Below are 26,460 nucleotides of genomic sequence, written 5' to 3' on the forward strand. Positions count from 1 at the left end.
ATATCTAGATCCGATGTGCTTAAAAGTCTGTTTCGCAAGGGCGGAATGCGACACTTAATTTGAGCCTCGCTTATTACAGAGAAATAAAATGTCTATTGATATTAGTAAGTTACGTAACGTCGCTATTATAGCTCACGTTGACCATGGTAAAACAACACTCGTTGACCAGCTATTAAGCCAGTCAGGAACACTTGATCGTAAAGACGAAGGTGCAGAGCGCATCATGGACTCCAACGATCAAGAAAAAGAACGTGGTATTACCATCTTAGCGAAAAACACAGCGATTAAATGGAACGACTACCGTATCAATATCGTAGACACACCTGGACACGCTGACTTCGGTGGTGAAGTAGAGCGCGTATTGTCTATGGTTGACTCTGTATTGTTGTTGGTTGATGCGGTTGATGGTCCAATGCCACAAACGCGCTTCGTGACGTCTAAAGCATTTGAGCGTGGTTTACGTCCAATCGTTGTTATCAACAAGATTGACCGTCCAGGTGCTCGCCCTGATTGGGTAATGGATCAAGTATTTGATCTGTTTGATAGTCTTGGAGCATCGGAAGAGCAGCTTGATTTCCCTGTTATTTATGCATCTGCCATTAATGGTATTTCTGGTAATGATCCAGAGCAAATGGCAGAAGACATGACGCCACTTTACCAAATGATTGTCGACAGTGTACCTGTTCCTGACGTTGACCCAGAAGGCACGTTCCAAATGCAGGTATCCGCATTGGATTACGATAGCTACGTTGGTGTTATCGGTGTGGGTCGTATTACTCGTGGTAGTTTGTCTCCTAACCAACAAGTTGTCGTGAAATCGGCTGATGGTAAAGAGCGTAAAGGTAAAGTGCTAAACGTTAAGGGCTACCATGGTCTACAGCGTGTCGACACGGACCAAGCTTACGCTGGTGACATCGTTTGTATTACGGGTATTGATGGTCTAAGTATCTCGGATACTTTGTGTGATCCGACATGTGTTGAATCTCTACCAGTTTTGACGGTAGATGAGCCAACGGTTAGCATGACCTTCATCGTTAACGATTCACCATTTGCCGGTAAAGAAGGTAAGTTCGTTACAACGCGAAACATCAAAGACCGTCTAGAACAAGAGCTTATCCATAACGTAGCACTGCGTGTGACTCAAGGTGATACACCTGATAAATTCATCGTATCGGGTCGTGGTGAATTGCACTTATCTGTATTGATTGAAACCATGCGTCGTGAAGGTTTCGAAATGGGCGTATCGCGTCCAGAAGTAGTGAAAAAAGAAATTGATGGCCAAATTCAAGAACCGTTTGAGCAAGTGGTAATTGATGTTGAAGATCAGCATCAAGGTTCCATCATGGAAGAGCTTGGTCTGCGTAAAGCAGAACTAACGAACATGGAGCCTGATGGTAAAGGTCGTGTACGTCTTGAGTTCATCGTGCCTTCTCGTGGCTTGATCGGTTTCCGTGGCTTGTTCCTAACTCTGACGTCTGGCTCCGGTATCATGACCAGTGTTTTTGATCACTATGGTCCTGTTAAAGACGGTGAAGTAAGTGGCCGTCAAAACGGTGTACTGGTTAGTATGTTGACTGGTAAAACAGCGGCTTACGCTTTGTTCAACTTGCAAAGTCGTGGACGTATGTTCTTGGGGCATGCGGTGGACATCTACGAAGGTCAGATCATCGGTATTCACTCACGTGATAACGATCTAGCGGTTAACCCAGTGAAGGGTAAGCAGCTGACTAACGTACGTGCTTCTGGTACGGATGAAGCCTTGACGCTGACACCGCCAATTAAGCACACTCTTGAGCAAGCGCTTGAGTTTATCGAAGACGATGAGTTGGTCGAAGTGACACCAGAAAGCATTCGTATTCGTAAGAAATTACTAACGGAAAACGAGCGTAAGCGCGCTGGCCGTAAGTAAGTGTTATGGCTATGTTCAGATCAAATTGAGCATAGCCATTAAGCGAGCAGCAGCAAATAAGCCTTTTGGCTTAGGAGCGACAGAAGCGCCTTCGGGCGCTTTTGTTTTATCTGGCTTATGGAGCAGAAAAAGAGGACTGGGATGAAAGTATTAGTACAACGAGCCTTAAATGCCAGCGTGAGTGTGGAAGGCGAGGTGGTGGGTGCCATAGATCATGGTCAGCTGGTTTTGGTTGGCATTGAAAAGGGTGATACCGAAATGGATGTTCAACGCCTTACGGATAAGTTGCTTAAATATCGCATGTTCAGCGATGATGAGGGCAAGATGAATCTAAATGTCCAACAAGTTGATGGTGGTGTTCTGCTGGTGTCGCAATTTACTCTAGCGGCTGACACCAAAAAAGGCCTACGTCCTGGATTTTCCAGTGCGGCTGTGCCAGCCGAAGGAGAACGTTTGTTTAATGCGTTTGTTGAAAAAGTGCGCGCTCAGCATGGCAAAGTTGAAACCGGTCGTTTCGGTGCTGACATGAAGGTCGCCTTCATTAATGATGGTCCTGTGACTTTTATGCTGGATTAAGCGACACCAATTTAGACTCGCAGCGTAAAATGCCTGACACAGAGTTGTTCAGGCACGAATGAATTAAGTGGCTAGGCTTTGGGCTCTGTCGCTTGAGTGTTATCTTCCGTCTCTTCACTTTCTTCATCATCCTGATTTTTTACTGTTCGGCCCGCCAATAAGCCGACTTCGAACAGCATCCACATGGGAATGGCCAATAAGGTTTGAGAGAAAATATCTGGTGGTGTGATCAGCATGCCGACAACAAAGCACCCGAGGAAGATAAAAGGCCGCTTTTTGGAGAGTTTGGCAACGGTAGTGGCACCGGCTTTGATCAAGAGATAAGTGGCCACTGGAATTTCAAAGGTCACGCCAAAGGCAAAAAACAGCTTGAGGACAAAGTTCAGATAGTTATTAATGTCCGTCATGACCGTCACTTCACCCGGGCCGACTGTGGTGAAGAAGCCAAAAATCAAAGGTAACACCACGAAGTAAGCGAAAAGCACCCCCATGTAGAATAGAAAGATACTGGAGATGAGCAGTGGGATGGCGATGGTCTTCTCGTTCTTATACAAGGCAGGAGCGATAAAAGACCAAGCTTGGAATAGGGTGTAAGGAACAGATATTAAAACAGCAATGGCGAAGGTCAATTTTAAGGGCGCTAGAAAAGGCGACGCCACTTCGGTCGCAATCAAAGAACTGCCTTCCGGCAAGAGTAATCTCAGAGGTTCGGAGACGATCAAATATAAATCATTGGCAAAATAATACAGGCCAATGAAAATCAGTAAAATGGCTAAAACTGACTTAAGAAGTCGATTTCTTAGTTCAATTAAATGCGCCACTAAAGGGGCTTGTTGGGATGAATCTGTACTCATAAAAGGCTAGCCCGTATCTTGTGATCAGGAATCAATTAATCGCTGCGTGTCTTGTTTTGCCTTTGTGTCCGTATCGGTCATGGCTTCAGGGGATTCCGTCAGATCAGCCGCATCGACTTGGTCTGTGTGTTGCGCAGTCGCGACAGGAATGGGCTCTGGTTCGGTTTGCGACACAGCAAGCGGGGTGATGGTGTTTTGGATTGCCTGACCTTCTTGCAGCATGCGCTTGTTGGTTTCGGCAATTTTTTGCTGCATCTCTTCGTTATCAAGCTGAGCATTAATCTCTCTTTGTACGGAGTTAATGCTGCGACGAATTTTACGGACCCAAAGGCCCGCTGTCTTGGCGGCGTGAGGAAGGCGCTCGGGGCCTAAAATTAATAGGCCAACCACGAAGACAACTAACAGTTCCGAAAAGCCAATATCGAACACGGATTAAGCGCTCTTATCGTCTTTTTTGGCTTCGCCATCGATGACTTTTTGCTGAGCGGTTTTATCCGCTTCGTCATCACCGTCTTTATCGACCGCTTCTTTAAAGCCTTTTACCGCGCCACCAAGGTCAGAGCCTAAATTTTTCAATTTTTTCGTGCCAAAAATAAGCACTAAGATGGCCAACACGATAAGAAGTTGCCAAATACTGATTCCACCTAACATAACATTTCTCCTGCTTATTCGTTTCTACTGCTTATTGGTCTCGGCTGGCTTTTTCATCTAAGCCAGACAGATTAAATCGACGAGCTAACTCATCCAGTATAGCATCAGGACCCAAGTCTAAATGAGATAACATAACTAAGGTATGAAACCAAAGGTCAGCTGTTTCATAGACCAGATCAGATTTATCACCTGACGTGATCGCGTCTTTCGCTGCAATAATTGTTTCAATGCTCTCTTCACCAACTTTTTCAAGGATCTTATTTAATCCTTTGGCATGTAGGCTAGCGACATAAGAAGAATCGGCTGAAGCGTTTTTGCGTTGCTCTAGAGTGGCTGCTAACTCAGCCAAAACATCGGTTTTCATTATAGTCTCTCAAATGTTACGGTTTTAAGACAAGTAAATACAAGCCTAATATAAACAATCCAATACTGGTCAGGTCTGCGTGCTTGAGTTGTTGCAGTGTGTCCGGCTCGGTTACTAACCAAGCTGCGGCTAAACTGAATACTCCTAATAAGCGGAATGGCCAGTTACGGCGACGCAGTTTCAGCTCTTGGCTTAGCTCTTTTATCTCATTGGTTTGCGCTTGCATGCGCTCTTCCTGATGGGATAATTGGGTTAATGCAGTAAACACTAGGTTAGGGATTTGCGGTAAATGGCCAGCCCATTGTGGGGCCTGTTTACGGACTTCTTCCATCACACGTTTTGGCCCCATTTGTTCACGCATCCAGCGTTCAAGGAATGGTTTCGCTGTTACCCAAAGGTCAAGATCTGGGTACAGTTGGCGACCTAAACCTTCAATGTTAAGTAAGGTTTTTTCAAGTAACACCAGTTGCGGCTGCACTTCCATATTAAAGCGGCGTGCCGTCTGGAACAAACCGATTAACACTTGGCCAAAGGAAATGTCTTTTAATGGCTTGGCAAACATGGGTTCACAGACACTGCGTATGGCCGATTCGAAAGCATGTACCGGCGTACCTTTTGGTACCCAGCCACTTTCCACATGCAGCTCGGCGACGAGTCGATAATCTCGTTGGAAAAAGGCCAGCAAATTGCGGGCAAGATAGCTCTTATCTTCGTCGTCTAGACTGCCCATGATCGCGCAATCAATGGCAATGTATTTGGGCTTGTCTGGATTGCTTGGGTCAACAAAAATGTTGCCAGGGTGCATGTCAGCATGAAAGAAGCTGTGTGAGAAAACTTGTGTGAAGAAAATTTCAACGCCACGTTCGGCCAAGCACTTCATGTTGACATTGGCTTGGTTGAGAGCCGGAATGTCGGCCACGGGAATGCCTGATATGCGTTCCATCACCATGACATTTCGATGGCAATAGTCCCAATACACTTGTGGGACATACAACAATTCAGATTGAGTAAAGTTGCGCTGTAGTAAGCCAGTATTGGCGGCTTCTTTTGCTAAATCTAATTCATCTAAAATGGTGTATTCGTAGTCTGTTACCACTTCAATTGGGCGCAAGCGACGACCATCTTCACTGACGTTGGCAACCAAATGTGCCAAGCTGTACAGCAAGCTGATGTCCTTGCCGATGGTGTTTTCGATTTTAGGTCGAATCACTTTAACCACTACGGCTTCGCCACTGTGCAAGGTGGCTGTATGCACTTGTGCAATAGATGCGGATGCGAGGGGTGTTTCTGAAAACTCCGCAAACAATTGCTCAATCGGTGCTTTTAAGTCGCGTTCAATAATGGCTTTTGCGACCTTGCCTGAAAACGGTGGTACTTTATCTTGTAATTTGGCCAGCTCGTCGGCTAAGTCATCGTCTAATAAGTCGCGACGAGTAGAGAGAATTTGCCCAAACTTCACAAAGATAGGGCCAAGTGACTCTAGCGCTAGGCGCAGTCGTTCGCCGCGATTTTTGCTAGCTCGTTTACGGCCAATGGCACATAACGCGCCGAGTGTATAACGCAGATACCAAGGCAGTAGAGAAAAAGGAATAAACACGTCAAGGCGAAAGCGCACCACAGTGTAAAGGATGCGCAGAAAACGAAATGCACTGGTGAACATGGTTAGAATTTAAACCCTTTGTGGAGTGCGACAATGCCGCCGGTCAGATTTTGAAAGCTGGTGCGTTCGAAGCCAACGTCTTCCATCATGCCTTTTAGCGTTTCTTGATCTGGGTGCATGCGGATGGATTCGGCCAAATAGCGATAACTGTCTGCGTCGTTGGCGATCAACTTACCCATAGCCGGTAGCAGGCGGAAGGAATACTGGTCGTAGATCTTTGATAGTACTTCTGATTCAGGTTTGGAGAACTCTAACACTAACAGACGACCGCCCGGCTTGAGGACGCGATACATAGAGGCCAATGCTTTGGATTTGTCCGTGACGTTACGCAGGCCAAAGGCAATGGTGATGCAGTCAAAGGTATTATCTGGGAAAGGCAATTCTTCGGCATTGGCTTGCACAAATTTCACATTACCAACCACACCTTGATTGGCTAGCTTGTCACGCCCCACTTTTAGCATGGAATCGTTAATGTCAGCGAGAATGACCTGGCCTTCACTGCCAACCAAACGAGAGAATTTCAATGTCAGGTCGCCAGTACCGCCAGCAATATCCAAAACCTTGTTGCCTGCACGAACACCTGATTGGCTAATGGTATGGCGTTTCCATAGGCGATGAACACCACCTGACATCAAGTCATTCATAATGTCGTATTTGGCGGCAACCGAGTGAAACACTTGCGCTACGGCTTGTACTTTTTCATCGGCTGGAATTTCTTTAAAGCCAAAATGGGTGGTGTTCTTTTGGTCATCTTGCATAAGTGAATTCATCCTAACAAAATGCTGGCAACAAAAAAGCGTCCAGCATGGCATTATCTGTATGTGCTAATGGTGTTTATTGTACCTGTCGTAGCCGAGCGCGGGTACTGCTTATTCGGTCTATTTTTCGGCCATTACACGATTACGGCCAGAATCTTTTGCCTGGTACAGTTGTTTATCCGCTCGTTCAAATAAGCTTTCTGGTGCCTCTTTGGCTTTGTGCTCGGCAATACCAATGGACACGGAAATAGACACAGGCTCGCCTTGCATATTGAAAGGGGTCTTCTCGACGGTTTGGCGAATGAGCTCGGCTTTTTCAATGGCTTTATCCAAAGGTGTATTGGGAAACACGATGACAAACTCTTCGCCACCATAGCGGAAAATTAGATCTTCTTTCTGTAAAACACTGCGGATTTGCTTGGGTACAATACTAAGGACTTTGTCACCCGCCAAATGCCCCCAAGTGTCGTTGACCTTTTTAAAGAAGTCGATATCGCATACCGCCAAACACAGTGGCTTTTTTGTTTTTTGCATGATTTGGCAAAGCGGTAAAATGGCATCTTGATAGGCCGTACGGTTAGGCAGCTCAGTCAACGAATCGGTCATGGCTTGTGCCAATTTCTCTTGCAGCATAGAACGCAGCGACGCAGAGTCCTTTTCCATACGAGTGACCTTGTTTTTTAGGCTGGTAATGGACTGATTAGCGTCTTTTTCTTGTTCCTGCATGCGCGAGCGATATTCGGACATGGTACTGGAAATGCTTGATAGACGCTCATTGATTAACTGTTGCAAACTTTCTAAGTCATTAGCGCCTTGAACCGCTTGGCTGGTTTCTTCCACTTGCTTTTGCAATTTGGTGTTAAAGCCTTCGCGACTCTCCGAGAGATTTTTTTGTGACTGATAACTGCTGGTGACAGACGCGTTAATGCTCGCCAGTTGTTTGTTCAATTCACTGAGATATTTGGTCAGACTTTCTTGAGTTTTGCCGATGGCAATCATCACTAAAGCAATGACTTCATCAAGTAAAGTGGGTAATTGTTCGAGGTTGCTATTGCCTGTTAACGCGCTTTTTAGCGTTGTCATTTCCCCATGATAGTGTTTTGGCAAGGACAAATTATCCACCAACCCCGCCAAAGTGTGACTGATCTGCACCATAATGTCTTGATCGTTGGAGGGCGTTTGATTGGTGTCTTTGCTGCGGTTGAACAAGCGTTGAAATAGGGAATTCTTCTCAGACTGATGACTTGAATCCACCTGGTTAAAGGTTTGTTGGCTTAATTCTAAAAATAATTTAAGCAGATGTGGCCATTCGTAAGGCAGTTGCCACTTACCACGAATTTCGTATTCTAGTTGCTTTTTTAGAGGGGCAGGAAGGGGACGGTTAGCATTTTTGTCTAGAACATCAATCAGACTTTGCAAACTAGATCGAACCAGCTTGGCCCTTTCTTCCTGTGCTTTATCACTACTGAGTAATAATGGCTCAGCTTGATTGAGCAATTTTTGTATTTCGTCCGCATCAACGCCTTGCGTAATGCTTTGCCTAAGTTGGCGGACAACGGAATCAAGCTCAGGATAATTCCCTTCAGCGAGCATGCTAGTTCTAGAAACGGCCTTGCGTAGAACTTCGATCAATTTATCGCTTGATGACTCCGTCATACCACCTCAACTCATATTAATTCTGACGTTCTTTTTCGATTAGAAAATCGACCACTTTAAAAATGTTTTCATTACCATTGGCGGTTTGGGCAGACACTAGGTACTTACCATTGACAATGATGCCTGGTACGCCGCGTGCGCCGTAAGCGCGAATTTTAGCATCGGCTTGACTCAAACGACTGTTCACTGAGAAGGAATCGTATAACTTATGGAAGTCGTCTTCATTAACGCCATAATTTACAAAAAACTCCGCCAGCGCGTCCTCAGAGTTTAGACGACGATGTTCAACATGAATAGCATTAAACAAGTCGCCGCGAATTTTATCTTCCACGCCTAGGATATCTGCAATGTAAAAGGCTTTCGCATGGGCTAACCAACCACGGCCAAATACCGCCGGTTGATATTTAAAATCGACGTCGGCTGGTGCGTCTTTTTTCCAAGCTTGTACCAGTGGCTCTAAGGCGTAACAATGCGGGCAGCCGTACCAAAAAATTTCAGTGACTTCGATTTTGCTTGGGTCGCTGGTGCGAACTGGAGTCTTGATAGTGGTATAACCATTACCATCACTGTATTCCGCCGCCATCGCGGTTAGTGGCATAAGTAGAGAAAAAATCACAGCTGTAAACAGCTTTTTCATGGGAAGCTCCTAATGATAAAAATGAAACTATAGTGACATCATGCACTTAAACATAAAAAACTTCGATCCCGTTTATGGGAGAAGGTTCGGCATTTCCGGTAAGTTTACATAAAGTTTACATCAATAGGGACAATTGGGCAGTGCCAACGGCCTTTTAAATGGCATCTTTAACGGATTGCTGGCATTATAGACACCCTAAAATGCATCTGCGAATGCCAATCTCAACAGACTGACGAATATCAAATTTATGACACCTTACGACTCCACGTTCCAATCGGCTTATTTCATTAAAAGTGCGGAAAAACTCTCTCAATGCCCACTTGATCAGGGGGTTGAAGTCGCCTTTGCGGGACGCTCCAATGCGGGTAAATCCACCGCATTGAATACCTTAACGAACCAAAAGAAATTGGCTCGTACCTCAAAAACGCCGGGTCGTACTCAGTTGATCAACTGCTTTGGTTTAAATCTAGATGATCGTCGCTTGATTGACTTGCCGGGTTACGGCTTTGCGAAAGTGCCTATCGAGATGAAAAAGGTTTGGCAAGCACACATGCAAGATTACCTAATGAACCGTCGTTCCTTAGCTGGCGTGGTGTTGGTCATGGACATTCGTCACCCACTTAAAGAATTCGATGAAATGATGTTGGATTGGGCGAAAGCCAATGGCATGAAAGTGCATGTATTATTGACCAAGTCAGACAAACTAAAGCGTGGGCCAGCGAAGTCGACTATGTTGTCTATTCAGCGCGAGCTAAAACAGCAAAATATCGATGGCACGGTACAAACCTTTTCTGCCCTGAATGGCGACGGAGTAGATGACCTTCGTATCAAGTTGGCAGAATGGCTTGTATTAGACAACCAAGACGAAATTCCTGTATCACCAAACGCATAATCGATACATAGAGAGACCGCAATCCAATGCTCTGGGTATCGATTGCGGTGGCCGTTTCTCTTTCTTTTTCTAGACTAATTCTCCTTCTATTAGATAAGATGCCTTGTCGTTAACCTTGTTAAAGCAGATGGGACATCGAACTTTGACGTCGACATCCTTCTGAGAGCTTTTGTCGACGCCATTAAAGCATTTAGTCAATTCCAACAGTGTGATTCACCTTAACCTCTATAGAACCTAAGCATTTAACCTCAATTTTGCAGCTGCATTAAAAAGTTTATTGTTAAATTTATGACAGCCCAAAAAGTTGAGGCAAAAATAATGTGATGACGGGAATGTAAGTGATAACGACAAGTAAGCTAAATAAAACAAAGTAAAAAGGAACGAGGGCGACGATGACTTTTTCGACTTTGACTTTAGCAACCGTAGCACCAACGAATAGGCCTGTCCCTACTGGTGGTGTAATGGTTCCGATGGCTAGATTAAAGACCATAACGATACCAAAGTGGACAGGGTCATAACCAACTTTCATGGCAATCGGTAATAAGATTGGTGTGAAGATCAAGATGGCTGGTCCAATGTCCATAAAGCAGCCAATTATCAGGAGCAAAAGATTAATAATTAACATGACCATAATGGGGTCATTGGAAATACCCAAAATCAAAGCGGATATTGCAGAAGGGATACCAGTAAATGCCATCGCGAAGGACAAGGTAGCCGATGCCGCCAACAGCAACATGATGGTGCCGGTAATATGCGAAGTTTCGATTAGGAACTTAGGTAAGGCACGAAGCGGCATGGTCTTGTGGATAAAAAACGCTAAGATCATAGTATAAATCACTGCAATACCAGAGGCTTCGACAGGGGTGACGATCCCCATTACTATGCCACCAATAATAAAGACGATTAAGAACAAGCTAGGAATGGCATCTAGTGTGATTTTAATCGCAGCTTTAAAAGGTACTCGATCAGACAAAGGGTATTGGCGTTTTTGGGCAATAACAACGGTGACTAGCACCAAACCCAACGCCCAGACTATACCCGCTACAGCACCACCCAAGAACAAGGCAGCGACAGAGGTTCCTCCTGAAATTAATGAATAAATGATAAAAGCCGTCGTGGGCGGAACCAGCATACCTGTTGGTGCTGATGCGATATTTACCGCTGCAGCAAATGATCGATCATAACCTTCTTTGGCTTGAATCGGCACCATCACGCTACCAATGGAGGTTGAAGCGGCAATGGCGGATCCAGAAATGCAGCCAAACAATACGTTGCCGGCGATGTTGGTTTGCGCTAAAGAGCCCGGAATACGTCCAGTTAGTAATTTGGCAAAATTCACCAAACGAATGGCAATACCGCCGGAGTTCATAATCACGCCAGAAAGAATAAAAAACGGTACGGCTAGAAGAGAGAAACTGTCTAAGCTGGCGATCATTTTTTGTGCGGAAGTAAAGAGAGCCATATCCACAGGCACCATCATGGTTACGGCGGCCAATGATGAAGCGACCAGGGCTATCGCCAGAGGCAAGCCTAACAGCGACAGAATCGAAAAGGTAATAATGAGTACAAGGCTTGCTTCACCTGCCATGTTTATTCTCCTACGTTTGGTGATTGATCGATATCCAAATTTTGCTGGTTATTAGCAGGCACTTTAAAGACATCAATCAAATTCAAAAGGGCATACAGGATCAACAACCCTCCACAGACAGGCAGAGCGATATAAAAACTCGACATTGGAATTTGCAGAACGGCGGTGAGTTGTTTAGAGGCAATTTGTATACTGTGTAAACCACCTAGAATCAGGACATAGATACTGAAAATAATGAAACTGATAGGCACTAAAAGCTTAAGGAATTTGCGGAACCTACCGCGCGAAAGATCGCGCAGTAGGTCAATGGCCATGTGAGAGCCACGGCCAGCTGAATAAGCTGCTCCTAACAGGGACAGCCAAACCAGCCCTAAACGCAACAGTTCTTCGGTATAAGTCGAAGGATCGTTAAATACATAGCGGCTGATCACCTGCCAGCTGAGTATTACAACCATGCTGAAGAGTAAGAGTGAGCAAGCTGTCCCTAGAAAGATGTCTAGAAAACGTCTTATTTTTGGCATCATTTTGACTCCGCTTGCTGGCGAATGGCCTGATACACCTTATATTTTTCTGGGTCCGATTTTAACTCGTCATACATCGGCTGAACCGCTGCTTGGAACTCGCTGACATCTGGATAATAGAAGGTGACGCCAAATTCTTTCTCACTCATGGTTTTTGCGTTATTAACCGCTTGAGTCCAGGCTTTCTTTTGGAACTCCGTTGATTCCTTTGCGGCATCTATAACCGCTTTGCGTTGATTTGGGCTTAAACGATCCATGGTCGCCTTCGAGATTAATACAATATCAGGCACACGAGAATGCACATCGTAAGAGTAATGTTTCGCGACTTCGGCGTGACGAGCAATGGTTAAGGCAAACTCATTGTTTTCCGCACCATCTAATACGCCTTGCTGAATAGACGAATACACATCTGCTTGTCCCATTGCAATCGGAGAACCACCGAGCATTTTGACCATCTTAATAGAGGTTGGGCTTTGCATAACGCGGATTTTGAGGCCCTTTAGATCACTCACATTTCGGATAACCTTTTCTGAGGTATAGAAGCTACGAGCGCCGCTGTCGTAATATGTTAGACCTAAAATACCTTCGTTTTTGGAAGATTCATAAATCGGTGTAGTGATGTTAGGGTTATCCATGACATTATAAAAATGTTCTTGGCTATCAAACAAATAAGGCATCGAGAAAACGCCGTAAACAGGCGCAAAGCTTTCCATCAGCCCACCACTGACCTTAGTCATATCTAACAACCCTGCTTGAAGCAGCTCGACCATTTCCCGTTCACCGCCTAATTGGCTATCAGGAAAGAAGGTGACGGTAACATCGCCTTTGGTTTTTTGCTCGACTAATTCAGCGAATTTTTTCATTGCTTGAACGGTTGGCGTTGCATTACTGGCGTAGCCAAATCGTAAGTTTTCTGCATAAGCTGATGCGGATGATAACCCTAAGCTGATTAGGGTAAGAGCGGTGGTAAATAGTTTCGTTTTCATTTTCTTATCCTTTTTATGTTTATTGTTGTCTTAAGAAATTGATGGCTAGAGTGGTTATAAACTAGCTAGATATAGCGACGTAAATATTCGCTGAGACACAAAATCGCCATCGCTTGCCCATACGGCATAGAGGTGATTTTTATGTTTTTGTAATACGCTAAATCGTCGCCCATAGCGGTACCAAACGAGGTGTTTTGCAGCTCACCTTGCTCGTCGATGTTGTTACAGACTGCTTTGATGGCTTTTTCTGCAACAGGTAAATAGTCTTTAGAAAGGTAGCGTTTACGCACAGCTTTTAGTATGCCGTAAGCAAATCCTGCCGATGCTGAAGCTTCTAAATAAGTGCTGCTATCGTTCAGCAGGGTGTGCCAAAGGCCATCACTATGTTGTAGCTCGCTTAGGGCTTTTACTTGACGTTCTAAGGTTGAGAGTAAGAAACGGCGAATTGGATCGTTCTCAGCCAAATCTAATAATTCGATGAATTCTGGAATGACGATAGTGATCCAGCTATTACCGCGAGCCCACAAGGCTTCGGCAAAGTTGTGGTTACCTTCGAAGGTCCAACCGTGAAACCACAGGCCGCTTTTGCTATCCATCAGGTATTGGATGTGAGTCAGAAACTGGTATTTTGCTTCTTCTACATAATCAGGTTTATTGAGCAATTTACCGATTTTAGCGAGCGGTAAAACACTCATCATTAAGGTGTCGTCCCACATTTGATTGTGGTTCACGCTGTTGTAAACGATATGTTGTAAACCGCCTTCTTGAACGCGCGGCATGTCGTACATCACCCATTCCGCCCATTCTTCCAGATAAGGAAGCCAAGACTCTTTTGGTGTGCGTTCATACAAACAAGCCAGTGTTAAAAAGGGGGCAACCGTGTTGATGTTTTTGGTTGGTGTGCCTTCACGTAAGCGTTGCTCAAACCAGTCGAGAATAATGTCTAAAGTGTCAGGGTTGTTAGTGACTTGCCAATATTTGAATAAACCGTATAAGCCAATGCCATGGGTCCATTCCCAGCCGCTCCAGCCTTTGGTATCGATGACTCGGCCGTCTTCAAGGCGCAATAAAAAGTCGCCAGAGGTGTCTTTAATACTGATGAGATTTTGAGTTAAAAGGTCGATGGTTTCGGTGATTTGATCACGTGAAACAATATGCTTCTTTTCTCTTAGTAATTCATGCATTTTTCATCCCTTTATTATTTTAATGATTGATTAATGCGGATTTTAATTTCGAAACAAGGAGTTAAAAAATATATGAAAGTAAATTTTTTTAACAAAACATTGTTTCTCAAATTAATTTTGCCAAAAAAATATAGTCTCTATGCAAGACTATATTTTTAACAATGACTTTTTCCGTTTGCTCTCTTGATTACACTGTTTGTCACCTACTGCTTATGTTTCTGCCTACACAATACCAGACCCCGTTTTGTTCGGATCGGCTGGGCGAGCCTTGGCGACGTCAGCACGATAACCACTTGCTCGATAACAGCTAACCGGATCGATAGCGCCGCCAGCTTGTAAACGCGCCATTTGTAGAATAGGTTCGACATCTAAATTGTAAGCTTGCTTCAAGCTGGCTTGTGCCATCATGGGATCATTATCTTCTTGATACTGAGACAAGGCTTGGCGGTCGACAAGTAAGCTTTTCACAAAAGCGCGTTGTACTTCCGCGGCGCTGTACATCAAACTTTCGATAGGGTCGGTCACGTTGTGCGATTGATCTAACATGTAGAATGGACTGTAAGACGGGTCTTGCGCACGAATGTCGGTCAATTCGTTGAAGATGAGGAACAATTGGTACGGATTAATCGATCCGCTATCCAAATCATCATCGCCGTATTTACTGTCGTTAAAGTGGAAGCCACCTAACTTACCAAATTGTGCTAGCCGACTGACGATCATTTCGATATTGACGTTGGGTGCATGGTGACCCAAATCCACCAGAGACAAACAACGCTCGCCGGTTTCTTTTGCGGCAAGGTAGCTGCTACCCCAATCTTGAATTACGGTTGAGTAGAAGGCTGGCTCAAAGATCTTGTGTTCCAACAGCATGTTCCAGTCATCTGGCAGGCTGTTGTAGACCTCTTTGATACTTTCTAAATAATGCGTGAAGCTGTTTTTAAAATGTTGTTGGCCGGGGAAATTAGAGCCATCGCCCACCCAAACCGTCAGTGCTTTAGAACCGAGCTTTTGGCCTAATTCCACCACGTCGATATTATGCGCAATGGCTTGTTCGCGCACGGTTTTGTTGGTGTGCGTCAAACTACCGAATTTATACGACTCATCCTGACCAATTTGATCTTGGAAAGTGTTGGAGTTCATGGCATCGAAATGCAATCCGTATTGTTCGGCGTACTGGCGTAGTTCCTGTGGATCTTTTGGTCTGTCCCATGGAATATGTAGGGAAACCGCAGGAGTGGCTTGTGATAGTAGTTGAATAACCGAGCAGTCGTCGAGTTTTTCGAAGATATTACGCGGCTCGCCTTTGCCTGGAAAGCGAGCGAAACGTGTTCCGCCTGTACCGACGCCCCAAGAAGGAACCGCGACGGTGAACTGTTTAGCTTGTTGTAAAATAGTATCGATTTTAACACCGGAACGATCCAATTTTTCCGCCAGCGCATTGTAATCACTGGTGACCGCGGCTTCTTGCTTGGCGTTGTGTTCTTGCAGCAAGTTTTGATCAATTAATTGTTTCATGGTGATTCCTTTTATTGTTCTTTTTGTCTAAGCTCTAGCGAGTAAACGAGGGGGCGTGACCCGCATCAACATTTAGTATGTTGCCCGTCGATTTGGCAGAAGCATCCGAGGCAAAGAAGTAGATAGCCTCGGCAATGTCTTCTGGCAGCACATTCAGTTTCAACATACTGCGTTGACGATAATGCTCTTCCAAATCGTCGGTAGACAGTTGGTAAGCACTGGCTCTTTCTTCTTTCCATTTTCCTGTCCAGATTTTTGAACCGCGTAGAACCGCGTCTGGATTCACCACATTAGATCGAATGCCAAGCGGTGCTCCTTCCAGAGCAACACATCGAGACAGCTGGATCTCGGCGGCTTTAGCCACACAATAAGCGCTAGCATTGGCAGACGCAACCAAACCATTTTTACTGGCGATAAACACCATGTTGCCGCCCATGTTTTGTTGTTTAAGCAAGGTAAACGCCTCACGTGCAACCAAGAAGTACCCTGTCGATAAGATGCTTTGATTTTTATTCCAAAGTTCAATTGAGGTTTCATCTAAAGGAGCAGAAGAGGCAATGCCCGCATTAGAGACCACTATGTCCAAGCCACCAAAGGCCACAGCGCAATGTTTGATCGCATGAATGACGTCGTCTTCATTGGTGACATCCATCTTTATGCTTGACGCACAATCTACTCCGAATTCATTGTTTAGTTCGTTTTTGGCAACCGTCAATGCTTCTTCATCAATGTCCATAAGTACGATATTGGCACCTTCTGTTGCGAGGCGTTTTGCGGTCGCCAGACCAATGCCGCCAGCACCACCAGTGACCAAAGCTATGTGACCTGCGAGAGATTTGGGTTTTGGCATGCGCTGCAGTTTGGCTTCTTCTAATAGCCAATATTCGATATCAAAGGCTTCTTGTTCTGGTAAGCCAACATATTCGCTCACACTGTCTGCGCCGCGCATCACATTGATGGCATTCACGTAAAACTCACCAGCAATTCGTGCCGTGGCTTTGTCTTTTGCAAAGGACAACATGCCAACCCCTGGGATCAAATAAATGATAGGGTTTGGGTCACGCATAGCCGGGCTGTTTTCTCGTTTACAGCGTTGGTAGTAACCCGCGTAATCGTCGCGGTATTCAGCAAGACTTTGGTCTAATGATCCGATGACTTCATCAAGGTTGTCTTTCTGTGGATCATAAGCCACTACAAAAGGACGAATTTTGGTACGTAAAAAATGATCTGGACAAGATGTGCCTAATTTTGCAAGACGATTCAACTCCATAGAATTAACGAATTGCAGCACTTCTTCGGACGCATTGAAGTGACCAATTTGTCGTTGTTTTTCACTGGTTTTACCGCGAATCAATGGCATTAAGCGAGAAACAATTTGGCGACGCTTGTCCTCGGCTAAGGTCGTAAATCGTTCGCCACCAAATGCGGCTTTGCCAGCACTTTGTTGTTCCAACCACGTTTGTGCTTTGTTAATAATGTTCAACGAGTTGAGGTAACACTCTTTATTGTCATTAGCCCAAGTAAATAGCCCGTGACTTTCAAGTACCACACCTTTTAAATGTGGATTCTCGGTGGCTATTTTATGTAAATCCATGCCTAGCTGGAATCCAGGACGACGCCAAGGAAGCCAACCAATCTCACCATTAAAGATGTCTTCTGTGAGTTGCTGGCTGTTTTTGCTTGCAGCAATGGCAATTACCGCATCTGGATGCAGGTGGTCAACATGAAGATAGGGTAAATAGGCATGTAGAGGCGTATCGATACTGGCCGCTCTGCTATTCAGGTTGAATGTACAATGGGGAAGATAAGTGACCATTTCGTCTTCAAACTCAATACCACGATAAAGTGGTAAAAGCTGATTCAGTTTATCCAAATAAAGCGTTGAAAACCCTTCTAGTCCCATGGAGCCAATATCGCCCCCAGAGCCTTTTACCCACAAAACGGTGGTTGTTTGCCCTGTCAGTGGGTCATTCATTTGAAGTTTGGCTGAGGTATTGCCGCCACCGTAATTCGTCACGCGCATGTCAGAACCAAGCAAGTTTGATCGATATTGCAATAACTCTGGCTCAGACATCAGGGACGCATCCGCATCGTTCCAAAGATTGGCTAGTAAAGTAGTAGACATGGTTTAACCTCAAGTATTGTCTCGTTCATTGGCCTAGAGTTCTGTTCGAATAGGCGGATAAAACGCAGACTTAAATTTTATTTTTGTTATGCACAACCAGCGGGTTAGAATGATCGATAGCTTTCATACTAAAACAAAACCAATCATTTTCAAGCATTTTTTATCTTTTTTGTAATTCTATGATTAAATTTGCTTGATAATGATTGAAAATTAATTATATTGAATATCGAGGATGATCAATGCACGAAATTGAAAGGCACAGAGTTATCCTGTCAGAAGTAGAAGCTCGACCCATTGTGACGGTGACGCACCTAGCGGATGTGTTAGGCGCCTCCGAAGCCACAGTGCGAAGGGACATTGCTTCTCTAGATCAGGAAGGAAAGTTGCGACGAGTGCGAGGAGGGGCTGAGGCCATCAACCCACCTTCGGATGTCAGTTTGCTTGGACGACCATATTCAGTCAGTCAAACGATGAATATGGATGTAAAGCGGAGCATAGCAAAAGCGGCCGTAGAATTATTGTCGGACAATATGTCGATTATGATCAGTGGTGGCACAACCACTGCGGCTATGTCTGAATATATGCGCAGCTTGAAGTTACAGGTGCTGACGAACTCGTTTTCGATTGCGGATCAGTTGATAAAAAAGAGCAAATGCAGCGTCACGGTGCCGAGTGGCAAAATTCACCGGGAACAGAACATCATTCTGAGTCCGTTTCCGAGTGATATTTCCAATCATGCCTACGCAGACATTCTTTTTATCGGTGCATACGGAGTAAATTCTCATGGCGTAATGGAGACAGATCCACAAATCGTACAAGCGGTAATGAAATTGATAAATCGAGCCGATCAGCGGGTGCTTTTGGTCGATAGTTCAAAGTTTCAAAACCGATCAAGTATGGTCATTTGTCCTCTGTCTCAAATAGACATTGTCATTACAGACGATGGTATAGATAACAAGAGTAAAGAAGTGGTTCAATCGGCAGGTTGTCGTTTGATCATAGTGGAAAAACAAAAACAATAAACCGCGTCTCATGCTTGGCAATATCTGATTGTGTGGTGATGAGCGCGCTCTTGGAGATAATTATGAAAACGAAACTCATCACTGTGTTGCTGGCTTGTGCTACTTTATTTACTTCTGGTGCGTACGCTGCTGATCAGGTTCGCGTGGCACTCTTAGTAAAGGCTTTGGGGATTGGCTTTTTTGAAGCGGCCTATCGTGGCGCGGAAGAGGCCAGCAAAGAGCTGGGAGAGGTTAAAATTATATACACGGGCCCAACGTCAACTACGGCGGAAGGCCAGATTGAAATCATCAACTCTTTAATCGCTCAACGTGTTGATGCCATTGCAGTGTCAGCAAACGATGCTGATGCTTTAGTACCTTCCCTAAGAAAAGCGCAACAACGTGGTATAAAGGTCATTTCTTGGGATTCAGGTGTCGGTAAAGCTGGTCGACAAATCCATCTAAACCCTTCTAGTAACAGCTTGATTGGCGAAATGAATGTACAGCTTGCTGCCGATGCCATTAAAGCCAAAGGCAAATCTTCTGGCACTTTCGCTATCTTAAGTGCGACACCCACTTCGACTAATCAGAATATCTGGATTGGCGAAATGAAAAAATCTCTTAGCAAATTCCCTAATTTAACCTTGGTTGATACCGTTTATGGTGATGACTTGGCGGATAAAAGTTTTCGTGAAGCAACTGCTTTGATTAAAAATCATCCTGACCTAGACGTCATTGTAGCACCTACCACAGTAGGTATCTTGGCGGCAGCACAAGCCGTGAGTGACATGGGATTGACGGGGAAAGTCTATGTCACAGGCTTAGGTTTACCGTCTGAACTAGCGGGTCATGTACACAGCGGAGCGATTCACAGTTTTGCGATTTGGAACCCAATTGACCTGGGTTACTCAGCGACTATGCTGGCTTATAACCTAGTGAAAGGCAAAGGCAGTAAAACCGAAGTGCCAATGGGGCGTATGGGAACACTGGAAGTCGACAGCAATGGTGACGGCGCAATGGCCAAACCTTTTGTTTACGACGCGTCTAACGTTGATCAATTCTCTTCTATTTTTTAGTTAGCATTAAACGCCTTTCCAGCCTCCCTTAGTAGCGGGAGGGGCTAAGGGCTTTTGTTTCTTCCATCTACTTCATGGGGGAGAGATCGGATAGGTTTTAGAGCAGACCCCCTCCCAGCCTCCCCCTTAGCAAGGGGAGGAGCTAAGGGCTTTTGTTTCTTCCATCTATTTCATGGGGGAGAGATCGGATAGGGTTTTAGAGCAGACCCCCTCCCAGCCTCCCCCTTAGCAGGGGGAGGGGCTAAGTGCTTTTGTTTCTTCCTCTTACTTTAAGGGGGAGGGGCTAAGTGCTTTTGTACCTTCCCCTTACTTCAAGGGGAAGGCTAGGATGGGGTTTTATCTCATTTGATAATGTCATAATGAATAACAATAAGAGCAGCCGTTATGAACGATGCAATGTTTAGTCTGAAAAAGGTGAGTAAGGTCTTTCCTGGTGTGAAAGCACTGGACGGTGTTGATCTTCACCTTTATCCCGGTCAAGTTACCGCATTGATTGGTGAAAATGGTGCGGGTAAATCGACCCTGGTGAAAACTATGACAGGCATTTATCAGCCTGATGGTGGGGAGATTATCTTCAACGGCCGGCCTGTACAGTTTCATTCACCTCATGATTCTCATGCTTTGGGCATTACAGCGATCCATCAAGAAACCGTCTTATTTGATGACCTGACCGTGGCGGAGAATATCTTCCTTGGTAATTACCCCATGAAAAAAAGGGGGCTAACTCGATATCTTTCTATCGATTGGTCGACCATGGTGACGCGATCCCAAGAGATATTGTCGTCCATTAAAGCGGACATGGATCCGAATCAAATTCTACGAGAACTCAGCATTGGTCAAAAGCACATGGTGGGGATTGCACGTGCTTTGTCGATTGATGCCAAAGTGGTGATCTTAGATGAGCCAACAGCGGCCTTGTCTCACCATGAAATTCAAGAATTGTATGAACTCGTGAATACCCTAAAAAAACAAGGGAAAGCGATACTCTTTATCACTCATAAATTTGATGAAATTTTTACCTTGGCGGATCGATATACGGTATTTCGTGATGGTTGTTACGTTGCGGAAGGTCTCATTAAGGATACTAATGAAGCGGCCTTAGTCGAGATGATGGTAGCCCGAAGTATTGAAGCCACTTATCCAAAAAAAGCGGTAGAGATAGGCGAGACATTGCTAGAAGTGAGTCATTTTTGTCACGCCACTGAATTCGACAACATCAGTTTCAGTTTGAAAAAAGGCGAAATTCTTGGTGTTTATGGTCTAGTGGGGTCTGGTCGAACTGAAGTAATGCAAGCCTTGTTTGGTACCACTCAGTCTATCACTGGTACGGTCAAAATGAACGGAAAAAAAGTGACCATTCACTCACCTAAAGAGGCTATAGATAACGGTATTGTGTATGTGCCAGAAGAGCGACAGAAGCAAGGTGTCGTGCTGGAGTTGCCTATTTATCAGAACGTCAGTTTGCCGCAGATGAAAAGCCTAGTGAAACAAGGGCAAATAGATCAAGAAAGTGAGATGCGCTTGGCTCGTCAATATTGTGAGCGTTTACAAGTGAAAGCCTCTAGCTGGAATGAAAAAGTCATGAATTTATCTGGTGGGAATCAACAAAAGGTGGTGATTGCCAAATGGCTTGCGACGAACCCTAAAGTCATCATTCTTGATGAACCAACCAAAGGGATTGATATTGGCTCGAAAGCTGCCGTACATGAATTCATGTCTGAGCTGGTAGAAGCAGGCTTGTCGGTGATTATGGTGTCGTCCGAATTGCCAGAAATTTTGGGCATGTCAGACCGTATTTTGGTCATGAACGAAGGTTTAATGGTTGGTGAATTGTCACGGCTGGACGCCACACCGGAAAAAGTAGTTTCCTTAGCAACCGGAGGTAGTCTGGCATGTTAAAGCGTTTTATCTATTCTCGCGAAGGCATATTGAGCCTGATTGTATTGGCGATGTTTTTTAGTGTCGGGGCGATTAGTCCAGACTTTATTAGCCTACCGAACAGTATTGGCATTTTTAACGATACCGCCATTCTGATCATGCTGGCGTTAGGTCAAATGCTGGTGATACTGACCCGTTGTATTGACCTTTCTGTTGCAGCCAATGTGGCCTTTACTGGTATGCTGGTGGCCATGGTGAATCAGGCATTTCCTGACATCAATATGGCTTTTTTGATTCTCCTATCCTTGCTAGTCGGTGCGTTTTTAGGCGCCATCAATGGTTTGTTTGTTTGGTTATTAAAAGTCCCTTCCATAGTCATTACCCTTGGCACCATGAGTATTTACCGTGGTGCGACATTTTTGTTGTCGGATGGGGCTTGGGTGAACTCTCACCAAATGAGTGAGTCTTTTATTGGGTTACCACGTTTTGAGATTTTGTCGATACCAGTACTGGGCTGGACGGCAATCGTCCTGATTATTCTGGCTTTTTGGACGATGAAATTCAGTGTTTGGGGACGCAATTTCTATGCCGCGGGCGGTAACCCAATGGCGGCTTTTTATTCAGGGGTGAACGTGGGTAAAGTGCAATTTTACGGTTTTTTAGTGTCTGGCACCTTGGCGGGGTTGTGTGGCTATTTTTGGGTCTCACGTTTTGCTGTGGCCTATGTGGATGTGGCAAATGGTTTTGAGCTGCAGGTCATTGCGGCTTGTGTGATAGGTGGCGTCAGTATCGTTGGTGGGGTAGGTTCCGTTATCGGCTGTGTGATTGGTGCGCTCTTTATTGGTGTAGTAAATAACGCCTTGCCGATTATTGGTGTTTCGCCTTTTTGGCAAATGGCCATTTCAGGCACTGTTATCATCATTGCCGTCATTGCGAATGCCTCATCGAATAAAGACAAAGCACGCATTATCTTGCGTAAACCGGATCAAGTTTCCAGTTCCGTGTCGACACAATCACATTAAAAGAAAGAGATTTTTATGGACACAATAATAAAAAAATCCACTACACCAGATGCCCTTGCAATCAGTAAGTTACAAACGCTTTTTCGCTGGGAGACCTTTTTGATTCTGATTGTCTTTCTAGTTTGTGTGATGAATTCATATTTATCACCTTACTTTTTAGACCCATGGAATTTGTCAGATGCGACCTTTAACTTTACTGAAAAAGCGTTAATTGCTTTGCCGATGGCGATGTTGATCATTGCCAAAGAAATCGACATTTCTGTGGCAGCCATCATCTCACTTTCCAGTACCTTAATGGGCTTAGTGGCTCAGATGGGCGCTCCAGTTTATGCGGTGGCATTCATTGGGATTTTTGTCGGTGCGGTTTGTGGTTTGTTTAATGGGGTTTTGGTAACGCGATTTAAGATTCCATCCATTGTGGTCACCATCGGCACCATGAGTATGTTTCGAGGAATCAGCTACATACTTCTGGGTGATCAAGTTGTTCGTGATTACCCAGATGGCTTTGAATTCTTTGGTCAGGGTTATGTGTACTGGGTGTTCTCATTTGAGCTGGTGTTATTTGTTTTGTTTGCCTTGCTGTTTTATTGGTTGTTGCATCGCACTACCTTTGGCCGTTACACCTACGCGATTGGTAATAACCCGATGGCATCGTATTACTCAGGCATTAAAGTCGACAAACATCGCTTGATCCTGTTCACCTTGGTGGGCGTGATGTCTGGCATTGCAGCGGTGCTGTTAACGTCTCGTTTAGGCAGTACGCGCCCAAGTATCGCAATGGGATGGGAACTGAGCATTATCACTATGGTTGTGTTGGGTGGAGTGAGCATTCTTGGCGGAAGCGGCACCATTGCAGGCGTGGTATTGGCGGTGATTCTAATGGGACTGGTCACCTTTGGTATGGGCTTACTGAATATTCCAGGCATTGTTATGACGATCATTGTCGGCGTGATGTTGATTGTGGTCGTGAGTTTACCTGTACTTATTACTCTATATAAACATTCCCTTAAAAATACACAATAAAAATAAAAAGGCATTCGTATTATGAGATACGCCTCAGTAATGTATTTACACAAGGGCTGTGAAGCTGAATATAAACGGCGCCACGATAATCTGTGGCCGGAATTAGCGGAACACCTTAAGCACCATGGCATTCGTAATTATTATATACATCTGGATGATGTCAATGGCGATCGGAATGGCAGCCGATTGTATGCGACATTTGACGCGGATGATCTGGATGTACTGGCTTTAGCTGACCATCCCATGATGCAGCGTTGGTGGGAATACATGGCGGATATTATGGAAACCAAAACGCCATCTTTTGAGCCTGTTGCTGACGCTTTGCAAGAAGTGTTTCGCTTTAATGTCTTGCAACCCGATAAACCCCGTGTTGTAGCCGTTTTAGACATAGGCAAAACGAACATTAAAATTTGCTTAATGGATGGTCAAACTGGCGCTGTATTACAGATTGAAAAGCGTGTTAATAAGGTGCTGGATGAACCGTCATATCCTCATGTGGATACGGAATCCATCTGGCAGTGGATCAAAGAGACTTTGGCCAATTTAGCCCAACGTTACTTCATTTCCAGTATTGCTATCACCACTCATGGCGCCACCATTGCTTGTATGCAGGGGGATAAACTCGCTTTGCCGATTCTGGATTACGAATACAATGGTGTGGCGGAATATAAAGAAGAATATGATGCGCTTCGTCCAAATTTTAGTGAATCCTTTAGTCCAAGGTTACCGCAAGGTTTGAACCTTGGAGCGCAATTATTTTGGCAACAAAAACGTTTTGCAGATGAGTTTGACACAGTTGATTCATTGCTTTTGTATCCGCAGTATTGGGGTTATAAACTGAGCGGAAACAAAGCCGCTGAGGTGACTTCACTGGGTTGTCACACAGACCTTTGGAATCCGACCAGCTGCCAGTTTTCTAATTTTTGTGAACAACAAAAGTGGGCGGAGCGCTTTCCAGAAGTAATGGAAACAGGGGCGAAACTGGGCACTATTTTGCCAGATTTAGCGAACGAAATCGGCTTGCCTGCCAGTTGCGTTATTTTTAATGGTATACACGATTCTAACGCATCCTTAGTCCCTTACATTGGACAACCAATGGAGAAGCTCACCGTTGTATCGAGCGGCACTTGGACGGTGATTGCTACCATCAATGGCAAGCTTGATGCCTTGCAAGAAAGCAAAGACATGCTTGCTAACGTGGATGCCCTTGGTCGAGCGACACCGACGATTCGCTTCATGGGTGGTCGTGAATGGGAGCAATTGCGCAGCGATAGCACAGCGACGTTGAGCGATGTGAGTTTTATTTTGGAACACGGTATTTTGGCACTGCCTGCTTTTTCAAAAGGTGGCGGGCCCTTTGCTCATTGCGAAGGTCGTATTATTGACCGTGGCATGGTATTAACACTGGCTCAACAATCGGCCTTAGCGGATGTGTACGTGGCCTTGATGACGGATTATTGTCTGGACCTAATGGACACTAGCCATACTGTGATTGTGGAGGGTGCGTTTAGCAACAACATCAATTTTCTTACTTTGCTTGCCTGCATGCGCAGCCAAAATGAAATTTATGCGTCCCGTGATGTCACAGGTACGTCTGGTGGCGCAGCCTTGCTATCTAACAAAAGCTTAAAGTTAAAGGGGCGTCTAAGTCTCGCTTTGTGTGATGCACAGATAAAACCATTGTTGAACCTGTATCGTCAGCAATGGCGCGACTTAGTTGGGGCGTTGTAGGTCTCTATTCAAATTATCAAATCATTAACAACGCTTCATACAGGCACTGGCGTGAGCACTTTATGAGACGTTGTTAGGTGGTTTTTTATAGTTTTGTAGATGAAAAAATCACACCAAACGAATTTCTAGTTTTTTCCCCAGAGCGGTAGCAAAACGCTCAAGAGTTGATAGCTTTACATCATCAGAATGGTTTTCAATTCGAGATATCGCGCTTTTTTGAGTATGCAGTTTCAATGCTAATTCATCTTGTGTTAACCCTGCGTTCTTGCGCGCTTCTTTGAGCAATACGCCAAATTTGAAAGCTTGATAACCTTCCTCGTAACCTTCATTAAAGTTTTTATCTGTCGCTTTACGGTCTGCCAAATATTTTTTTAAATCACTCATGTTTCTTCCTCGCTAAATAGTCGTGGCGACGACTCTCTGCAATTTTGATGTCTTTTGGTGGTATTTTTTGAGTCTTCTTTTGAAAGCCGTGATTTAAAACGACTAAGTTGTCTCCATCAAAGAATCCTAATAAGCGGAATATATTGCCGCCGACTTGTGCGCGTACTTCCCATATATTATCGGTGTTCACCAATTTTTTAAGGTAAGTAGACGGTACAGTATCAAGCTCTTCAACCAACTGAAGCACCCAAGCAACTTTCTGGGCTTGTTTGCTAGACAGCGAATCTAGAAATTCTGTTACTGGGGACTTGCCATCTTCCGTGATGTAAAAATTTATATTCCTCATGAATTAATGTTAACACCAAAGTGAACTTTATCAAGAGTAAATGTTTACTTTAGTGTTAACATTATAGTGATTGGGAAAGTGGAAACTTTGAAATTAAAACCACTACAAAGACATAAGGACAGA

The 26,460-nt window shown here is 44.7% G+C and carries 25 protein-coding genes; 9 read left to right on the plus strand and 16 right to left on the minus strand.

The genetic code is table 11. From position 1 onward, the window contains the following. Positions 1–88: 88 nt before the first annotated feature. Together typA and dtd are read left to right on the plus strand one after the other, a co-directional pair. Positions 89–1,909 carry a translational GTPase TypA gene (typA, locus tag ACHUFM_RS06920; RefSeq protein ID WP_394180852.1) on the plus strand — a complete coding sequence of 607 codons (1,821 nt, stop codon included), beginning with the start codon at positions 89–91 and terminating at the stop codon, positions 1,907–1,909. 141 nt (positions 1,910–2,050) lie between these two features. Continuing rightward, a complete protein-coding gene (gene dtd, locus ACHUFM_RS06925) occupies positions 2,051–2,485 on the plus strand; it encodes a D-aminoacyl-tRNA deacylase (protein ID WP_394180854.1) in 435 nt (144 codons plus the stop codon). A 71-nt stretch (positions 2,486–2,556) separates the two neighbouring features. On the opposite strand, the gene tatC is transcribed toward dtd, so the two are convergent. The 8 genes from tatC to ACHUFM_RS06965 form a co-directional block, all read right to left on the minus strand. Next, the gene (gene tatC / locus ACHUFM_RS06930; protein WP_394180856.1) at positions 2,557–3,339 is read right to left on the minus strand and encodes a twin-arginine translocase subunit TatC; all 783 of its coding nucleotides are present in this window, start codon (positions 3,337–3,339) and stop codon (positions 2,557–2,559) included. Positions 3,340–3,363: 24 nt separating this feature from the next. Next, positions 3,364–3,768 (minus strand): Sec-independent protein translocase protein TatB, encoded by a 405-nt coding sequence (tatB, locus tag ACHUFM_RS06935; protein WP_394180858.1) that lies wholly within the window; start codon positions 3,766–3,768, stop codon positions 3,364–3,366. Between the two features lie 3 nt (positions 3,769–3,771). Further along, a complete protein-coding gene (gene tatA, locus ACHUFM_RS06940; protein WP_113872686.1) occupies positions 3,772–3,990 on the minus strand; it encodes a Sec-independent protein translocase subunit TatA in 219 nt (72 codons plus the stop codon). Positions 3,991–4,021: 31 nt separating this feature from the next. After that, the gene (locus ACHUFM_RS06945; protein WP_063331637.1) at positions 4,022–4,354 is read right to left on the minus strand and encodes a phosphoribosyl-ATP diphosphatase; all 333 of its coding nucleotides are present in this window, start codon (positions 4,352–4,354) and stop codon (positions 4,022–4,024) included. 16 nt (positions 4,355–4,370) lie between these two features. Next, complete coding sequence (gene ubiB / locus ACHUFM_RS06950) at positions 4,371–6,014, minus strand: ubiquinone biosynthesis regulatory protein kinase UbiB (RefSeq protein ID WP_394180861.1); 1,644 nt, start codon at positions 6,012–6,014, stop codon at positions 4,371–4,373. A gap of 2 nt (positions 6,015–6,016) precedes the next feature. Next, positions 6,017–6,772, minus strand: a complete 756-nt coding sequence (ubiE, locus tag ACHUFM_RS06955) for a bifunctional demethylmenaquinone methyltransferase/2-methoxy-6-polyprenyl-1,4-benzoquinol methylase UbiE (RefSeq protein WP_394180863.1) — start codon at positions 6,770–6,772, stop codon at positions 6,017–6,019. A gap of 120 nt (positions 6,773–6,892) precedes the next feature. Continuing rightward, positions 6,893–8,428, minus strand: a complete 1,536-nt coding sequence (locus ACHUFM_RS06960; RefSeq protein WP_394180865.1) for a GGDEF domain-containing protein — start codon at positions 8,426–8,428, stop codon at positions 6,893–6,895. 16 nt (positions 8,429–8,444) lie between these two features. Then, entirely contained in the window at positions 8,445–9,065 is a 621-nt protein-coding gene (locus ACHUFM_RS06965; RefSeq protein WP_394180867.1) for a thiol:disulfide interchange protein DsbA/DsbL, read from the minus strand. 247 nt (positions 9,066–9,312) lie between these two features. Between ACHUFM_RS06965 and yihA the strand changes: the two genes are divergently transcribed. After that, positions 9,313–9,957 carry a ribosome biogenesis GTP-binding protein YihA/YsxC gene (gene yihA / locus ACHUFM_RS06970; RefSeq protein WP_063331760.1) on the plus strand — a complete coding sequence of 215 codons (645 nt, stop codon included), beginning with the start codon at positions 9,313–9,315 and terminating at the stop codon, positions 9,955–9,957. A gap of 286 nt (positions 9,958–10,243) precedes the next feature. On the opposite strand, the gene ACHUFM_RS06975 is transcribed toward yihA, so the two are convergent. From ACHUFM_RS06975 to ACHUFM_RS07000, 6 genes are all read right to left on the minus strand, one after another. Next, positions 10,244–11,545: a TRAP transporter large permease gene (locus ACHUFM_RS06975; RefSeq protein ID WP_394180870.1), complete on the minus strand. Its 1,302-nt coding sequence runs from the start codon at positions 11,543–11,545 to the stop codon at positions 10,244–10,246. A gap of 2 nt (positions 11,546–11,547) precedes the next feature. Next, positions 11,548–12,069, minus strand: a complete 522-nt coding sequence (locus ACHUFM_RS06980; RefSeq protein WP_394180872.1) for a TRAP transporter small permease — start codon at positions 12,067–12,069, stop codon at positions 11,548–11,550. Continuing rightward, positions 12,066–13,052 carry a TRAP transporter substrate-binding protein gene (locus ACHUFM_RS06985; RefSeq protein ID WP_394180874.1) on the minus strand — a complete coding sequence of 329 codons (987 nt, stop codon included), beginning with the start codon at positions 13,050–13,052 and terminating at the stop codon, positions 12,066–12,068. The genes ACHUFM_RS06980 and ACHUFM_RS06985 overlap by 4 nt, the downstream gene beginning before the upstream one ends. Positions 13,053–13,117: 65 nt before the next feature. Continuing rightward, positions 13,118–14,236, minus strand: a complete 1,119-nt coding sequence (gene bglB, locus ACHUFM_RS06990) for a beta-galactosidase BglB (RefSeq protein WP_394180876.1) — start codon at positions 14,234–14,236, stop codon at positions 13,118–13,120. Positions 14,237–14,458: 222 nt separating this feature from the next. Further along, positions 14,459–15,751 (minus strand): L-rhamnose catabolism isomerase, encoded by a 1,293-nt coding sequence (rhaI, locus tag ACHUFM_RS06995; protein ID WP_394180878.1) that lies wholly within the window; start codon positions 15,749–15,751, stop codon positions 14,459–14,461. Positions 15,752–15,785: 34 nt separating this feature from the next. After that, positions 15,786–17,876 (minus strand): bifunctional rhamnulose-1-phosphate aldolase/short-chain dehydrogenase, encoded by a 2,091-nt coding sequence (locus ACHUFM_RS07000; RefSeq protein ID WP_394180880.1) that lies wholly within the window; start codon positions 17,874–17,876, stop codon positions 15,786–15,788. Positions 17,877–18,115: 239 nt separating this feature from the next. Between ACHUFM_RS07000 and ACHUFM_RS07005 the strand changes: the two genes are divergently transcribed. The 6 genes from ACHUFM_RS07005 (at position 18,116) to ACHUFM_RS07030 (ending at position 25,607) form a co-directional block, all read left to right on the plus strand. After that, positions 18,116–18,898: a DeoR/GlpR family DNA-binding transcription regulator gene (locus ACHUFM_RS07005; protein ID WP_394180882.1), complete on the plus strand. Its 783-nt coding sequence runs from the start codon at positions 18,116–18,118 to the stop codon at positions 18,896–18,898. A 62-nt stretch (positions 18,899–18,960) separates the two neighbouring features. Beyond that, entirely contained in the window at positions 18,961–19,953 is a 993-nt protein-coding gene (gene rhaS, locus ACHUFM_RS07010) for a rhamnose ABC transporter substrate-binding protein (RefSeq protein ID WP_394180884.1), read from the plus strand. A gap of 384 nt (positions 19,954–20,337) precedes the next feature. After that, a complete protein-coding gene (locus tag ACHUFM_RS07015) occupies positions 20,338–21,852 on the plus strand; it encodes a sugar ABC transporter ATP-binding protein (protein ID WP_394180886.1) in 1,515 nt (504 codons plus the stop codon). Beyond that, entirely contained in the window at positions 21,846–22,853 is a 1,008-nt protein-coding gene (locus tag ACHUFM_RS07020) for an ABC transporter permease (protein ID WP_394180888.1), read from the plus strand. The genes ACHUFM_RS07015 and ACHUFM_RS07020 overlap by 7 nt, the downstream gene beginning before the upstream one ends. Before the next feature lie 15 nt (positions 22,854–22,868). Continuing rightward, positions 22,869–23,876: an ABC transporter permease gene (locus ACHUFM_RS07025; RefSeq protein WP_394180890.1), complete on the plus strand. Its 1,008-nt coding sequence runs from the start codon at positions 22,869–22,871 to the stop codon at positions 23,874–23,876. 21 nt (positions 23,877–23,897) lie between these two features. Continuing rightward, on the plus strand, positions 23,898–25,607 hold the full coding sequence (locus ACHUFM_RS07030) for an L-rhamnose mutarotase (protein ID WP_394180892.1): 1,710 nt from the start codon (positions 23,898–23,900) through the stop codon (positions 25,605–25,607). 108 nt (positions 25,608–25,715) lie between these two features. On the opposite strand, the gene ACHUFM_RS07035 is transcribed toward ACHUFM_RS07030, so the two are convergent. Together ACHUFM_RS07035 and ACHUFM_RS07040 are read right to left on the minus strand one after the other, a co-directional pair. Beyond that, on the minus strand, positions 25,716–25,991 hold the full coding sequence (locus tag ACHUFM_RS07035) for a helix-turn-helix domain-containing protein (RefSeq protein WP_394180894.1): 276 nt from the start codon (positions 25,989–25,991) through the stop codon (positions 25,716–25,718). Beyond that, complete coding sequence (locus tag ACHUFM_RS07040) at positions 25,984–26,337, minus strand: type II toxin-antitoxin system RelE/ParE family toxin (protein WP_394180896.1); 354 nt, start codon at positions 26,335–26,337, stop codon at positions 25,984–25,986. The genes ACHUFM_RS07035 and ACHUFM_RS07040 overlap by 8 nt, the downstream gene beginning before the upstream one ends. Positions 26,338–26,460 lie beyond the last annotated feature (123 nt).

The sequence above is a fragment of the Marinomonas posidonica genome (genome assembly GCF_043643765.1).
GTDB lineage: Bacteria > Pseudomonadota > Gammaproteobacteria > Pseudomonadales > Marinomonadaceae > Marinomonas > Marinomonas posidonica_A.